This is a genomic window from Corynebacterium timonense, assembly GCF_900105305.1.
Lineage (GTDB): Bacteria > Actinomycetota > Actinomycetes > Mycobacteriales > Mycobacteriaceae > Corynebacterium > Corynebacterium timonense.
On sequence record NZ_LT629765.1, the window covers coordinates 947,298 to 961,303 of the forward strand.

General features: G+C 66.6%; 13 protein-coding genes. 10 read left to right on the forward strand and 3 right to left on the reverse strand.

The window, feature by feature from the left end; genetic code table 11:
- Positions 1–37: 37 nt before the first annotated feature.
- Both pdxS and pdxT read left to right on the forward strand, forming a co-directional pair.
- Positions 38–928 (forward strand): pyridoxal 5'-phosphate synthase lyase subunit PdxS, encoded by an 891-nt coding sequence (gene pdxS, locus BLT81_RS04580; protein WP_019194649.1) that lies wholly within the window; start codon positions 38–40, stop codon positions 926–928.
- Positions 922–1,503: a pyridoxal 5'-phosphate synthase glutaminase subunit PdxT gene (gene pdxT, locus BLT81_RS04585; RefSeq protein ID WP_019194650.1), complete on the forward strand. Its 582-nt coding sequence runs from the start codon at positions 922–924 to the stop codon at positions 1,501–1,503. The genes pdxS and pdxT overlap by 7 nt, the downstream gene beginning before the upstream one ends.
- On the opposite strand, the gene BLT81_RS04590 is transcribed toward pdxT, so the two are convergent.
- Genes BLT81_RS04590 through BLT81_RS04600 form a run of 3 tightly spaced genes read right to left on the reverse strand, consistent with a single transcriptional unit; the run spans position 1,500 to position 4,246 of the window.
- The gene (locus BLT81_RS04590; protein ID WP_019194651.1) at positions 1,500–2,156 is read right to left on the reverse strand and encodes a hypothetical protein; all 657 of its coding nucleotides are present in this window, start codon (positions 2,154–2,156) and stop codon (positions 1,500–1,502) included. The genes pdxT and BLT81_RS04590 overlap by 4 nt on opposite strands.
- Before the next feature lie 13 nt (positions 2,157–2,169).
- Positions 2,170–3,480 carry a hypothetical protein gene (locus tag BLT81_RS04595; protein ID WP_019194652.1) on the reverse strand — a complete coding sequence of 437 codons (1,311 nt, stop codon included), beginning with the start codon at positions 3,478–3,480 and terminating at the stop codon, positions 2,170–2,172.
- A gap of 4 nt (positions 3,481–3,484) precedes the next feature.
- Positions 3,485–4,246, reverse strand: a complete 762-nt coding sequence (locus BLT81_RS04600; RefSeq protein ID WP_019194653.1) for an ABC transporter ATP-binding protein — start codon at positions 4,244–4,246, stop codon at positions 3,485–3,487.
- 733 nt (positions 4,247–4,979) lie between these two features.
- Between BLT81_RS04600 and dop the strand changes: the two genes are divergently transcribed.
- From dop to BLT81_RS04640, 8 genes are read left to right on the forward strand one after another with little or no spacing between them, the layout of a single operon-like run.
- Positions 4,980–6,458, forward strand: coding sequence for a depupylase/deamidase Dop (gene dop, locus BLT81_RS04605; protein ID WP_019194654.1), 1,479 nt, complete (start codon positions 4,980–4,982; stop codon positions 6,456–6,458).
- A 9-nt stretch (positions 6,459–6,467) separates the two neighbouring features.
- Positions 6,468–6,650: a ubiquitin-like protein Pup gene (locus BLT81_RS04610; protein ID WP_019194655.1), complete on the forward strand. Its 183-nt coding sequence runs from the start codon at positions 6,468–6,470 to the stop codon at positions 6,648–6,650.
- Positions 6,651–6,653: 3 nt separating this feature from the next.
- Complete coding sequence (gene pafA, locus BLT81_RS04615; RefSeq protein ID WP_019194656.1) at positions 6,654–8,048, forward strand: Pup--protein ligase; 1,395 nt, start codon at positions 6,654–6,656, stop codon at positions 8,046–8,048.
- Positions 8,045–8,968 carry a helix-turn-helix transcriptional regulator gene (locus tag BLT81_RS04620; RefSeq protein ID WP_019194657.1) on the forward strand — a complete coding sequence of 308 codons (924 nt, stop codon included), beginning with the start codon at positions 8,045–8,047 and terminating at the stop codon, positions 8,966–8,968. Before pafA ends, BLT81_RS04620 begins: the two co-directional genes overlap by 4 nt.
- Complete coding sequence (locus BLT81_RS04625; RefSeq protein ID WP_019194658.1) at positions 8,965–9,894, forward strand: helix-turn-helix transcriptional regulator; 930 nt, start codon at positions 8,965–8,967, stop codon at positions 9,892–9,894. Before BLT81_RS04620 ends, BLT81_RS04625 begins: the two co-directional genes overlap by 4 nt.
- Positions 9,895–9,945: 51 nt before the next feature.
- Positions 9,946–10,215: a Sec-independent protein translocase subunit TatA gene (tatA, locus tag BLT81_RS04630; protein WP_019194659.1), complete on the forward strand. Its 270-nt coding sequence runs from the start codon at positions 9,946–9,948 to the stop codon at positions 10,213–10,215.
- A gap of 42 nt (positions 10,216–10,257) precedes the next feature.
- Entirely contained in the window at positions 10,258–11,205 is a 948-nt protein-coding gene (gene tatC, locus BLT81_RS04635) for a twin-arginine translocase subunit TatC (RefSeq protein ID WP_019194660.1), read from the forward strand.
- Between the two features lie 5 nt (positions 11,206–11,210).
- The gene (locus BLT81_RS04640) at positions 11,211–13,973 is read left to right on the forward strand and encodes a DEAD/DEAH box helicase (protein WP_019194661.1); all 2,763 of its coding nucleotides are present in this window, start codon (positions 11,211–11,213) and stop codon (positions 13,971–13,973) included.
- The last annotated feature ends 33 nt before the right edge of the window (positions 13,974–14,006 follow it).

Here is a 14,006-nt window from a genome sequence, read left to right on the forward strand (position 1 = left end):
ACTAGTAATCTACCAGTTGCACCGGCACGATAGAGACATGTCTGAAAACACTTTTACTGTGAAATCCGGCCTCGCCCAGATGCTCAAGGGCGGGGTGATCATGGACGTTGTCACCCCCGAGCAGGCGCGTATCGCCGAGGATGCCGGCGCGGTGGCCGTCATGGCGCTGGAGCGCGTGCCCGCCGACATCCGCGCCCAAGGCGGCGTGGCCCGCATGTCGGACCCCGACCTCATCGAGGGAATCATCGACGCCGTCGACATCCCGGTCATGGCGAAGGCGCGCATCGGCCACAGCGTCGAGGCACGCATCCTGGAGCACCTGGGAGTGGACTACATCGACGAATCCGAGGTGCTCAGCCCCGCGGATTACGTCAACCACATTGACAAGCGCGACTACCGCGTCCCCTTCGTCTGCGGCGCGACCAACCTCGGCGAGGCCCTGCGCCGCATCAACGAAGGCGCGGCGATGATCCGGTCCAAGGGCGAGGCCGGAACGGGCGACGTGTCCGAGGCGACCAAGCACATCCGCACCATCAAAGCCGAGATTGCTCGCCTGCAGGGGCTGTGGAACTCGAACCGCGACGAGCTCTACGTCGCGGCCAAGGAGCTGCAGGCCCCCTACGAGCTGGTCCAGTACGTCGCAGAGCACGGCGCGCTGCCGGTCGTCCTGTTCACCGCAGGAGGGGTTGCCACCCCCGCGGATGCCGCGCTCATGATGCAGCTCGGTGCGGACGGCGTGTTCGTCGGCTCGGGCATCTTCAAGTCGGGCGACCCGGCGGCGCGCGCCGCGGCGATTGTCAAGGCCACCGCCGCGTGGGACGACATTGAGGTTGTCACCGAGGCCTCCCGCGGCCTCGGTGAAGCGATGGTGGGGATCAACGTCGCCGACCTGCCCGCCCCGCACCGCCTGGCGGAGCGGGGGTGGTAGCCCCCACCGTCGGGGTCCTCGCGCTGCAAGGCGGAGTGCGCGAGCACGTAGACATGCTCGCTTCCTTGGGCGCCGCCGTCACCACGGTTCGCACGCCCAAGGACCTGACCGGGATCGACGGGGTTGTCATCCCCGGCGGTGAATCCTCCACCATCGACCGGCTGCTGCGGATCTTCGGCCTGTTCGACCCGCTGCGCGAGGAGCTCGCCCGGGGGCTGCCGGTGCTCGGCACGTGCGCCGGGCTCATCACTCTCGCCAGCGAGATCGTTGATCCCGCGCCGGGGCAGGGAAGCCTCGGGGTCATCGATATGACGGTGCGACGCAATTCCTTCGGCCGGCAGATCGCGAGCGACGTCGAAAAGCTTGCGACTTCCTACGGCGAGGTGAGAGGGGCGTTCATTCGGGCGCCGGAGGTGCTGGACGCCCGCGGGGCGGCCCGGGTGATAGCCCGGCGCGGCGAGGCGATCGTCGGAGTGGAGACGGACACGGCGATCGCGGTCAGCTTCCACCCGGAGCTGACCGGCGACACCACCATCCACGAGAGGTTCCTGGAGGCAGTCTCGGCCCGTGGCTAGCGGTCGGCGCGCAGCGCCCGCCCGCTGGCGCCGGCGGTGCGGTGCTGGACGGCGGCATCCGCCGCGAGCACGAGCAGGGTCGCGGCCACGTGCGGCCAGGAGAACCAGGGCCCGGCTTCGGCGAGCACCGCGAAAGGCCACGGAGTAAACCCGGAGAAGAACAGCAAGGCCGAGTTCGCCGCCAGCCACACAGCCAGGGACACCACAACTCCCCGCAGTTTCCCGAGGGCTGTAATGGCGAGGCCCGCGATGGCGAAGAGGAGCAGGCTGTTGTTGATGATGAGCTCGCTTTCCGGAACTCCGCCCTTAGTTGTCTCGGCTAGCACGACAAACCCGGCCTTGACCTGGTGATCAGCGAAGCTGGCCACGGCGACGACGCAAAGAGCGGCGCCCGCGTGGCGGGCTACGGCCAGCCCCTGGCTGCGTGGCCGTCGCAGGTCAACCTCCGGCATCGTGGGCGCGGCCAACGCGGCCGCGCACACGGCGAAAATCAGCGAGGCGATCTCCGGCGCCGTCACCACGAAGGGATCGAAAGGGTCGCGGCCAACGTGGAAGCTGATCACGCGCAGGGCTCGCACCCCGAGCATGCAGGTGCCGAGGAGCACCAGGAGCGTGACCCACGGCATGGACCGCAGCACACTGCGAATCGGCATGACTTGTCCCCGCCTACCGCGCCGCCGGCGCGCGAACCATGTCGATGTTTCCCTGGCAGGACGTGATGGCGTCCCAGTTGTCGTGGATGAGTTGGTCGGCAACGCCCTCGGGAAGCATCGACAGCTCGTCCACCGGGGCGGGGAGAGCCGAGCCGGCGTCCGAGTAGGCCTTGTAAAACGCCCCGTTTTCCTCGACATTTTTGGAATAGGCGCCCGTCTTATTGACGATGTACACGCCCACCCTGTCAATGACGAACGCGCCTTCCGCCGTCGGATCGGTGCACGAACTCAACCCAAGCTCGGCAAGGAGAAACTCCCCGATATCCAGACGCCGCTCCGACCCCCTGACTAGGAAATATCGGTAACCCGGGTGCGCGGTCTTAATCCGGTACGAAGAGACATCCGCCAGGGCGGGGGGCTGGTTTTCGGCGGGAAGAAACTCTTCCACGGCCGCCACATCGCCAACCATTCGCTGCAAGCCGGGTGCGTCGGAGGCGTCAACACAGACCTGCGTGCCGCCGGGGGTGGTAGCGCACACGTCGCGGTCCAGCACTACCACGGGGCCGGCGAGCGCCTGCCCGCCGACGGCCACCCCAGAGATAGCGAGCACCGCCGCCGCTCCTACCAGCGCCTCGCCCCTTCGCACCCTGGCGACCACGGCCACCAGGACCACACTGAGGAGCGCGACGACCCCGCTCACCAGCACTGCCACGGAGGAGTTGCGGGGCTCTACCACGTCCGTCCGATTGATGGCGTCTAGAGAGATGGCAGCGACAGCCCAAGTCGCCGAACTGTTCGCCGCAAACGCCACAACGAAATACGTCACCAGGAGAGCAACGAGGGCGGAGATGACGGGGTGCAGTCGGCGCAAGGAGATCCCGATAAGGGCAGTAAACGCGGCGATGATCGCCAGAAAGGCGACACAGGCGAGGAGGTTGAGCAACACACCGCCAGACATCGCCCGGCCACGGGCGGCGGCAAGGGCCACGACGGGAAGAAAGCCGATCAGCACGCCTGCCGCGGCCACGGCGGCAGGCGTGAGACTAAGCAGCACCACCTGGCGGGCGAGCGGGTACCGGCCCAGCGAAGTCGCTGAGTACACCCGCGGGGCGCTCAAGGCGGCGACGTTGAACGCTGTGACAATACCGACGCCGAAGGACAGATAACTGGTGGCTAATCGCAGGCTGTAGCCGACATCTGGCGTTCTCACGTAAACGAATTGAAGCTCCCTGGCGGCAAACAAGAGTGAGATTCCGACGCTGGCAACAAGCAGGATAATCCCCAGCATCGGCAGGGCGGGGGAGCCGAATTTGCGGGCGATCATGGGCTCAGCCCCTCCTCTGCGCGGTACCCGCAATGAAGGCGAGGGCGCTTTCCAGATCGTCCGTGGTCAATCCCTCCATCTCCTGCCGGGCAGCGGACTTTAGCTCATCCCACGTGCCCTCGAACGCGACGCGCCCCGCGTGCAGCGCTATAACGTGTTGTGATAGCGACTCAATGTCGTCCGAAAGATGCGTGGACAGCACAACGGTTGCTTCCGTGCCTAGCCGCTCAACGATTCGGCGCACCTCGATCCGGGCGTGCGGGTCAAGCCCAGCGGTGGGCTCGTCAAAGAAGAGAATGTCCGGCGAGTGCATGAGAGCAGCCGCAATGCCAATTCGCCGGGTTTGCCCTCCCGACAGCGCTCCGACGCGCGCGTTTTCGGTGCCGGAAAGCTCAACGAGGGAGAGCACCTCGGGTACGCGCGCCAGGTAGTGGGGGCGGTTGAGGCCCGCAACCCAGCCCGCGTAGGAGAGAGCATCCTTGCAGGTCATGGTGGACACGAAGTGCACGTCCTGCGGGACGTACCCGATCCGCTGCCTGTAGCTGGTGCGGGCCCTGCCCGCAATCACGTCCCCCGCGACAGTAAAACTTCCGCGCGATGGTTCCTCGAGTGTGCACAGGAGGCGCATTAGCGTGGACTTGCCGCTGCCATTAGAACCGATGAGTGCGGTCACCCCAGGCGGGATAGCAACAGAGACATCTTTCAGCGCATCCGTAGAGCCCTTACGCGTCCGGTACGTCTTGGACAGGGAACGTGTGCAGATCATTGCGAGTGTTTTCTCCGTTCTTCCTAGCGGCAAGCGCCTGAATTATCCCCTCGCAGCGTCCGTCCAGTGCTGCTGGTTACCTTCCCGTAGTACAGTCCGCTGCCCTGGCAGGCACCAAAAGCGCGAACAATCTGGTTGTTCACTCCACGGACCGAACCGATGAGCGGATCGGGCCTTAACTGCAAATCTTTACGCAACTCAACGTTGAAGGATGCGTAGTTCTCGCAATTTTCGCGGCCGCCCTGGATACCGAGCCAGTTTGCAGCCTGATCCCACCCGACATCCCACACCACGAGACGGCAAGCACCTTGGGGTCCAGTCCCGCGGAAGTCAAAGGGCGTGATATCGAAGGGGTCTTGAGCTTTGAGGTCATCTCCGCTGGTGTCCGGAACTGAGGCGCTGGGCGCTCCGCTCCAGCTGCCCGCCAACGAGACCGACGCTACAGCGTCTTCTGCGTGGGAGGGTGGAGTGATTGCAGCCGCACACACGAGGGTGAGCGTGACAACGGCACATGCAGGTCGAAACATGACAGATTCTCCTTCCAAAGTTGTCGGGGTTATGCGCTCCCCGTGTTGGTGAGTGGCCCACCGTTCAAGCTGATGTGAAAGCTCGACAGTGGCAAATCAAAGAATAACTGATCCTTAGTTATTGTGGGGTCAATTTAAGGAAAATAATGTGGCTCGCCGGCGTGCAGTAACCTGGCCGGGTGAGCGCAACGAACCAACCCCGGTACATGGGGACCGAAACCGAGTACGGGATTACGTGCCCCTCCGACCCGAGCCTGAGCCCGATCGTGACATCGACGCACACGGTGGTGGCCTACGCCGCGATGCATACGGGGGCGCGGGCGCGCTGGGATTACGAAGATGAGCACCCGCTGAAGGACGCACGGGGCTTCGACCTGAAGCGCTACCACACCGCCCCCGTCGTCGACGCGAACGCGATCGGTGTGGCGAACGTGGTCACGTCGAACGGGGCGCGCTTTTATGTCGACCACGCGCACCCGGAATACTCCAGCCCGGAGGTGTCCAACGCGTGGGACGCGATGGTCTACGACGCCGCCGGGGACGTCGTGTTGAACACAGCGGCGGCGAACATCACGGGACTATATGAGCAGGGGGTGAGCGTGCTCAAGGATAAGGAGCCGTGCCCGCCGCTGAAGTTCTACAAAAACAACGTCGACGGAAAGGGCGCCTCCTACGGTAGCCACGAGAATTACCAGTACTCTCGCCACACCGACTTTCCTACGCTTGCCCAGGCTCTCATTCCCTTCTTTGTCACCCGCCAGGTCCTCGTCGGCGCGGGGCGCGTGGGCCTCGGTGCGGAAGGAGAGCGCGAGGGGTTCCAGATCTCGCAGCGCGCCGACTACATCGAGCAAGAAATCAGCCTCGAAACCACGCTCAACCGAGGCATCGTGAATACTCGCGACGAGCCGCATGCGGACGAGCGCGAGTTTCGTCGCCTCCACGTCATCGTCGGGGATGCGAACATGAGCCAATACTCGAACCTGCTCAAGCTGGGCACGACGAAGCTCGTGCTCGACGCCATAGAGTCGGGCGTTGATTTCAGCGACCTGAAGCTCGCTGACGCGGTGAGCGAGATCAAGCGGGTTTCGCACGACCCCACCTGCACGCATGAGCTTGTGCTTAGCGACGCCCGAAGGCTCACCGCCATCGCCATCCAGCGCGAGTACCTAGCGCGGTGCCGCGGCGAAGGGGACGTCGACACGCGCGTGCTCGAGCTGTGGGGCGAACTGCTCGACGACCTTGAGCGCGACCCACTGTCCACGTCCGACCGCCTCGACTGGACGGCGAAGTACGCGCTGGTGAAAGGCTTCTCCGCGCGCGGGGTCGGCGTCGGGGACGCGAAGCTGAAGGCGGTGGACTTGCAGTACGCGGACATCGACCCAGCGTCTTCCCTCTACCATGCCCTAGTGCGCAAGGGGAGGATGAAAACCCTGGTGTCGCCTGAACAGATTGAGGCGGCCGCCCTCGACGCTCCCGCGGACTCGCGGGCGTGGTTCCGCGGCGCCGTAAGCCGTAAGTTCGGCGAGGACATCCTCGCCTCCAACTGGCAGTCCGTGCTGTTTTCCACGGCGACCGGGCCCCGCAGGGTGCACATCGACGCGGTCGACGGGTTCACGGCCGCCGAGGTGGGCGCAGTGGTGGACACGGCCAGGACTGTCGACGAATTGCTTGCCGCGCTCGGTTAGGCTTGGGGCATGGCGAACCAGCAGCAGATCCACGGCAACGGGGGCGGCGAGGACTCTCACGAGGAGTTTGAGGCCGCTCAGGCGCAGATCACCACGACGGGCACGGAAGACCTGCTCGACGAGATCGACTCCCTCCTCGACTCCAACACCGAAGAGTTTGTGCGCTCCTACGTGCAAAAGGGCGGCGAATAGCGCGTGGCCACCGTGTACACGCGCCGGATTATGGGCGTGGAAACCGAGTTCGGCGTTACCGCCTTCCGCGACGGGCGCCCTGTGCTCAGCCCGGAAGAGGTGGCGCGTTACCTGTTTCGCCCCGTGGTGTCGGCGCACCGCAGCTCGAACATCTTCACCGCCAACGGCGCCCGCCTCTACCTCGACGTGGGGGCGCACCCCGAGTACGCCACCGCGGAGTGCGACTCGGTGACCCAGCTGCTCAACCACGACAAGGCCGGTGAGCTGACGTTCGACCGACTCTCCCGCCAGGCGGAAAAGACGCTGGCGGCCGAGGGGATCGGGGGAGAGGTTTACCTGTTTAAAAACAACGTGGACTCGCGTGGAAACTCCTACGGCGCGCACGAGAACTACCTGGTCAGCCGCGAGCTCGTGCTGAAGAACTTCTCCCGTCAGCTCCTGCCTTTCCTTATTACCCGCCAGCTGACGTGCGGGGCGGGCGTGATCAAAGACGGGCGCTTCCTCCTCTCGCAGCGCGCCGACCAGGTGTGGGAAGGGGTCTCTTCGGCGACGACGCGGACCCGGCCCATCATCAATACTCGGGACGAGCCGCACGGAGATTCGCACCGATTCCGGCGCATGCACGTCATTGTCGGAGACTCGAACATGTCGGAGACCACCTTCGCGCTGAAGATCGGCTCGACGCTGCTGCTCATCGAGATGCTCGAGGCCGGCTTCGGCCTACCCGACCTGGAGCTCGCCGACCCGATCGCGCATATCCGCGACATTGCGGCCGACCCGACCGGGCGCACAAAGCTACAACTGAAAAACGGCGGCACGATCACCGCGCTCGAGGTCCAGCGTAGTACGTGGGAGGCCGCGACCCGCTGGTGCGCACAGCGCGAGAGCCACGGTGAGGGGGACAACGCCGAGATGGGGCGCGTCGTCGAGCTGTGGGGGCGCGTCCTCGACGCTCTCGACACCGGAGATTACTCCGGGGTGGACACCGAGGTGGACTGGATGATCAAGCGCGCGCTCCTCGAGCGCTTCAGGGAGCGCCTCGGGTGCGACTGGGGCCACCCCAAACTCGCTCACATCGACCTGACCTACCACGACATTCGCCGCGAGCGCGGCCTGTTCTACCTGCTTGAGCGCAAGGGTCTTGCCGCGCGCTGGACAACCGACGAGGCCATCGCCGACGCGGAGCGCACCCCGCCGCCCACCACGCGGGCCCACCTACGCGGAGCTTTCCTCCGCGCGGCACGGGAGGCCGGAGCTTCGCACAACGTCGATTGGGTGCACCTGAAGGTCAACCGCCCCGAGCCGCGCACCGTCGAGCTTCTCGATCCCTTCGCCACCGCCGACGAACGCGTCGACGAGCTCATCGCCTCCTTCCGCGCCGGCAGGGAGACGCAATGAGCGCCGATGCGGAGGCCATCGGGAGGCTCACGAACCTGACCTTTGCGCTGCTTGGCGCCCAGCGCCCCCGCACCTACGACTGGGTTTACGCGCACGTCGACGGCTACGCGCCGCGCACGACGGATTCTTTCCAGCGCCAGCTCGCGCGCGACGTGGACACGCTGCGCCGCGCCGGGGTGCCCGCCCGCATGTCTCACGGCCTGGTGTGGGTACTCAAGGACGCCTACGAGCTGCCGGCGATCGAGTTTACCGACGAAGAGGCCACCGTCCTCGGGTTGGCGGGTGACCTGGGCCGCGGCACCAGCCTGGGCGCATTCGCCCGCTCCGGATGGACCAAGCTGGCGGCCTCGGGCGCGACGCGTACCTTCGACAGCCCCGCGCTGGCTTCCGTCGACAACGACGTGCTGCGCCTCGACGCCGACACCGTGACGGCCGTGACGGCCTGCGTGCGCAACAGGCGGCGCATGATTTTCGACTACGCGCCCTCGCCGACCGCCGCGACGCAGAAACGCACGATGGACCCGTGGGGCATTGTCGCCCTGAATAATCGCGCCTACGTCGTCGGATGGGACACCGACCGGGAGGCGGAGCGGGCCTTCCGCGCCATGCGGGTAAGTAACGTGCGCAAGGCCACCACCAGCGCCTACCGGGGGCCGGACCGCCCTCTCCAGCAGGTCGTCGAGGACGCCCTGCGCGGGCCGGTCACCGACGCGCGCGTGACCATAGGCGGTGCGGTAGGCGAGGAGCTTGCGCAGCGAGGGCAGCGCGAGGGCGAGACCATCACGCTGCGCGCCGTCGAACGCGACTGGCTCGTGCGCACTGTGGCCAGCTACGCGCCGGACGTCACGCGGGTGGAGCCCAAGGACGTGCTGGATGACGTCGTCACGCTTTTAAAGGCGAACTCTGGAGGCGAACGATGAGCGATAGCGCCGCGAAGCTGGAGGGCCTCGTGCGCTCCCTCAACCTGATCCCGTACCTGCGCAAACACCCGGACGCGACCCCGATGGAAATCGCGCGCGACCTCGGCGGCAGCCACGAGGACATCATGGCCGACCTGACCCGGCTCACCCTCTCCGGGGTGGGAAACGGCCCCGGGGAGCTCATCGACCTCGTCGCCTCCTGGAGGGGCATTACGCTTATCGACGACCAAGGGCTGACCGCCCCCCTGCGCCTGACGCCCACGGAGGCGAACGCGCTGCTTCTCACGCTCGAATCCCTGGAGACGATGCCGGGGTTGGTCGACCACTCCGCCGTGACCTCGGCCGCGGCCAAGCTGCGCGCGGTCACGCGCGCAGGCGTCGCCGACGCCGATCACCCCGCCGACGAGAACGAGGCCGTCGGCTCCGCCGTCGCTCGCGCCCTCGCCGACGGCGTCGAGGTGGAGCTGCTCTACTACTCCGCGTCCTCGGACACCACCAGCACCCGCATCGTCTCCCCGGTCGAGCTGTTCCACCACAACGGCCAGACCTACCTGCGGGCGCTCGAGGACGGCCACGACAAAACCTTCCGCCTCGACCGGGTCCGCACCGCTCGTCCGACGCAGCGGCCCGCGGGGAGGGTACCCGCTCGAGCAGGAGGCAGCGACCCCTTCGGCTTCGGCGACGCCGCGCGGGCCACGCTGCTCATCCGCAGCGAGGCAACGTGGCTGGCGGACTACTGGGAGATCGAGCTCGACGCCGACACTCTGGACCAGGAGTGGGTGCGCGCCACCATGCCCTACGGCAGCGCCGACTGGCTGATCCGGTTTTGCCTGGGGCAGTCCGACCGGGTTCGGCTGGAGAAACCGACGGAACTCGCCGAAGAAGTCACATGGCGCGCTAAAAAGGGCGCCGAGAGGTTAGGATAAGGCGATGGCAGCGCGCCGGTGGCGCGAGCACGACCTACGAAAGGAACACCCATGCCCAACCTGGGTTGGACCGAAATCCTCATCATCCTGCTGATTATCCTGCTGCTGTTCGGGGCGGCGAAGCTGCCCGATCTTGCGCGCTCGCTGGGTCGCTCCGCGCGCATCTTCAAGTCTGAGGTGAAGGAGCTCAAGAACGACGATCGTCCCGTGCCCGAGCAGCAGGCCGAGCTGACTCAGGGCTCGCCCGAAACGCAGAGCGCCTCCCAGGGCGCGGAGAGCTTCTGGGACCGGCCGGAAAACCAGCCGCGCACCCAGGGCTAGTCACCCGTGGCGCGGCGTAAACCCAAGAACCCCACCGGGGACATGACCCTGGTGGAGCACCTGTCCGAGCTGCGGCGCAGGGTGATGATCTCGCTGGCGGCCATCGTCGTCGGCACCATCATCGGCTTCATCTGGTACCAAAACGCCCCCTTCGGCACGGCTCCGCTGGGCGAGATTATCCGCGGGCCGTACTGCAACCTGCCCAGCGAACTGCGCGCCGACTTCACCGGCGACGGCGAGTGCCGCCTTCTGGCCACCACGCCGTTCGAGATGTTCATGCTGCGCCTCAAGGTGGGCGCCCTCGCCGGTTTGGTGCTGTCCTCGCCCGTGTGGCTCACCCAGATTTGGGGCTTTATTACCCCCGGCCTGCGTACACACGAGAAGCGCTACACCTTTACGTTTGTCACCCTCGCCGTCGTACTATTCGTCGCGGGCGCGGCGCTGGCGTACTTCGTCCTCGACCAGGGCCTGTACATCCTCATGTCCATCGGTTCCGAGTTCCAGGTCGCGGCGCTAACCGGCCATGAGTACTACAACTTCCTGCTTGCCCTCATCACGATCTTTGGCGTGAGCTTCGAGCTGCCGCTGCTCATCGTCATGCTCAACATCGCGGGGGTGCTGCGCTACGAGCACGTGAAGGACAAGCGCCGCATGATCATTGTCGGCCTCTTCGCCTTCGCGGCCTTTATGACGCCGGGCCAGGACCCCTTCTCCATGGTCGCCCTCGCGCTGTCCATGACCCTCCTCGTCGAGATCGCTTTCCAGTTCTGCCGCCTGCGCGACAAAAAGGCCGCCAAGCACAAGCCCGAGTGGATGACGCTTGACGACGACGAAGCTTCCGGCCCCGTCACCTCCTCCGGGCCCATCGCGTCCTCCGCCCCGGTCACGGCCTCCGTCCCGTCGTCCTCGCCGACCCCGACGCCGTCCGTCGTGCGGACGAGGCCGAAGAACTCCCCGCCGCCCGAGGAGTATTACGACGACGTACTCTAAAGGGCATGGCTCTTAGTGCACCGCTGCTGGATGATTTTCGGGCCACCCGCCCCTTTCCCCTCGACGACTTCCAGGTCCAGGCCTGCCGCAGCGTCGACGGAGGCAAGGGGGTCCTCGTCTGCGCCCCCACCGGCTCCGGCAAGACCATCGTCGGCGAGTTCGCCGTGTACGCGGCGCTGCGCCGCGGTACCAAATGCTTCTACACCACCCCTATTAAGGCGCTGAGCAACCAGAAGTACCACGACCTGGTGAACGAGCACGGCGAGGACGCGGTCGGCCTGCTCACCGGCGACGTCAGCGTCAACGGCTCCGCCGACATCGTGGTCATGACCACCGAGGTTCTGCGCAACATGATCTATGCGGATTCGCCGCAGCTCGAGCGCCTCGCCTACGTCGTGATGGACGAGATCCACTACCTCGCCGACCGCGACCGCGGCGCGGTGTGGGAAGAGGTGATCCTCAACCTCGACGACTCCGTGGCGCTCATCGGGCTGTCCGCGACCGTGTCTAACTCGGAGGAGTTCGGCGAGTGGCTCAACACCGTGCGCGGGGGCACCGACGTCATCGTGTGGGAGGAGCGCCCCGTTCCGCTCAGCCAATACATGATGGTGGGCCGGAAGATCTTTCCCTTGTTCGAGCCCGGCACCGACGGGCGCGTCAATCGTGATCTCGAGCACGCCATCGAGCGCATCGACGAGGACCGGGCGCAGGAGGGCCGCCGCGACTACGAGGAGGGCAGGGGCTTTCGCTCCCGCGCGGCCGGGCGACGCAGCGGCAAGGAACGCCCCCGCGACAAGACGCGCCCCATCGGCCGGCCGGAGCTGGTCTCCGCGTTGCAGGGGCGCGACATGCTGCCCGCCATCGTCTTCATCTTCTCTCGCGCGGGCTGCGACGGGGCACTGTTCCAGTGTCTGCGCTCGCGCAAGGAGCTGACCACGCCCGAGGAGCAGGACGAGATTAAGCGCATCGTGGACGAGGGCGTGGAGGGCATCCCGGAGGAGGACCTGAAGGTGCTCAATTTTCGCCAGCTTCGCACCGCGTGGTCGCGCGGCTTCGCCGCCCACCACGCCGGCCTGCTGCCCGCCTTCAAGCACATCGTCGAAGAGCTCTTCGTGCGCGGGCTCGTGCGGGTCGTCTTTGCGACGGAGACGCTCGCCCTCGGCATCAACATGCCCGCGCGCACGGTGGTGCTGGAGAAACTGGTCAAGTTCAACGGCGAGGCGCACGTCGACCTCACGCCAGGGCAGTACACGCAGCTAACGGGTCGGGCCGGCCGACGCGGCATCGACTCCATCGGCAACGCCGTCGTCCAATGGGCACCGGCGATGGACCCACGCGAGGTCGCCGGGCTCGCCTCCACCCGCACCTACCCGCTCATCTCGCCCTTTGCACCGGGATACAACATGGCCATCAACATGCTCAAGATGAACGGCTACGACGACTCGATCCGGCTCATCGAGCAGTCGTTCGCCCAGTTCCAGACCGATCGCTCGGTGGTCGGGGAGGTCCGCGAGATCGAGCGTCGGCGCGCGAAGGTGTCGTCGTTGCGGGCTCAACTCGAGCGCGATATAGCTTCCTATGCACCGCCTAGCGACGACCCAGTGGCCGACGTGCTCGACTACCTTCGCCTGCGGCGCGATCTGACCGACGCCGAGCGCGAGGCGCGCCGCCACGCGCTTGAGGACCGCGCCGCCGAAACCGCCGCTATCCTGGGCCGCCTGCAGGTCGGCGAGGTGATTGCTCTGCCGGGCAAGAAAAAGCCGGAGCTCGCAGCCGTGGTCCAGGTCGCGGGCAAGCGGCACGACCCGCGCCCGTGGGTCACCACCGAGCGCGGCTGGTCAGGGCGTATCGACGCCGCCGCCTTCCGCAACCCTCCCGTGGTGGTGGGCCGGATCAAGGTGCCGCGCCACATGCAGGACCAGCCGCGGCGCCACGCGCGCAAGGTGGCAAGCATGCTCCACGCTGCCAACCTGCGCGGGCCCAAGAAGCTGCGCGAGGCGGCGCGGGTGCGGCCGTCGAAGAAGGTCACGGCACTGCGCGAGGCCGTGCGCTCCCACCCGGCGCACTCCTGGCCCGCCACCGACCGTGAGATGCTCGCCCGCGTGGGGGAGGAGCTCGTGCGGGAGGAACGGAAGCTCTCGTCCCTCGAGCGCCGCGTGGATTCCTCCACGGATTCGCTGGGCCGCACGTTCGAGCGCATCGTCGGGCTGCTGACGGAGATGGACTACGTCGAGGTCGTCGAAGGGCAGCCTCGCGTGACGGAGGAGGGCGAACGCCTCGCCCGGATCCACAACGCCTCCGACCTGCTCGTCGCCCAGTGCCTCAAGCGCGGCGTGTGGGAGGGGCTCGACCCGGCGGAGCTAGCCGGCGTCGCCTCGATGTGCGTCTTTGAAAACCGCAAGGCAACCGGGGGCGCCCCCGACGCGGCGACCGAGCCGATGGCGGGAGCGATGAACGCCACCGAGCGGATTTACGGCGAAATCGTGTCCGACGAGCAGCGCCACGAGCTTCCCCCCACGCGGGTTCCGGACGCCGCCTTCGCACTCGCCGCGCACCAATGGACGGCGGGCGCGCCGCTCGGCTACGCCATGGCGGCCGCCGCCGAATCGGGCGCCGAGCTCACTCCCGGCGACTTCGTGCGCTGGTGCCGGCAGGTCGTCGACCTCCTCGAACAGGTGGCGGCCACTGGATATACCGACGAGATCCGCCGCAACGCCCGCCGGGCTATCGACTCCATCCGCCGCGGCGTCGTGGCCATCGGAAGCTAGGCGCGTACGAGGACATGGTGTGAGGACATGTGT

What these genes read in the sequence shown, in the direction of transcription:
- BLT81_RS04610 (WP_019194655.1), top strand. Translation starts at nt 6,468, where the DNA reads ATGGCGAACCAGCAGCAGATCCACGGCAACGGGGGCGGCGAGGACTCT.
- BLT81_RS04590 (WP_019194651.1), bottom strand. Translation starts at nt 2,156, where the DNA reads ATGCCGATTCGCAGTGTGCTGCGGTCCATGCCGTGGGTCACGCTCCTG.
- tatC (WP_019194660.1), top strand. Translation starts at nt 10,258, where the DNA reads ATGACCCTGGTGGAGCACCTGTCCGAGCTGCGGCGCAGGGTGATGATC.
- pdxS (WP_019194649.1), top strand. Translation starts at nt 38, where the DNA reads ATGTCTGAAAACACTTTTACTGTGAAATCCGGCCTCGCCCAGATGCTC.
- BLT81_RS04595 (WP_019194652.1), bottom strand. Translation starts at nt 3,480, where the DNA reads ATGATCGCCCGCAAATTCGGCTCCCCCGCCCTGCCGATGCTGGGGATT.
- BLT81_RS04600 (WP_019194653.1), bottom strand. Translation starts at nt 4,246, where the DNA reads ATGATCTGCACACGTTCCCTGTCCAAGACGTACCGGACGCGTAAGGGC.
- dop (WP_019194654.1), top strand. Translation starts at nt 4,980, where the DNA reads ATGGGGACCGAAACCGAGTACGGGATTACGTGCCCCTCCGACCCGAGC.
- BLT81_RS04640 (WP_019194661.1), top strand. Translation starts at nt 11,211, where the DNA reads ATGGCTCTTAGTGCACCGCTGCTGGATGATTTTCGGGCCACCCGCCCC.
- tatA (WP_019194659.1), top strand. Translation starts at nt 9,946, where the DNA reads ATGCCCAACCTGGGTTGGACCGAAATCCTCATCATCCTGCTGATTATC.
- BLT81_RS04620 (WP_019194657.1), top strand. Translation starts at nt 8,045, where the DNA reads ATGAGCGCCGATGCGGAGGCCATCGGGAGGCTCACGAACCTGACCTTT.
- BLT81_RS04625 (WP_019194658.1), top strand. Translation starts at nt 8,965, where the DNA reads ATGAGCGATAGCGCCGCGAAGCTGGAGGGCCTCGTGCGCTCCCTCAAC.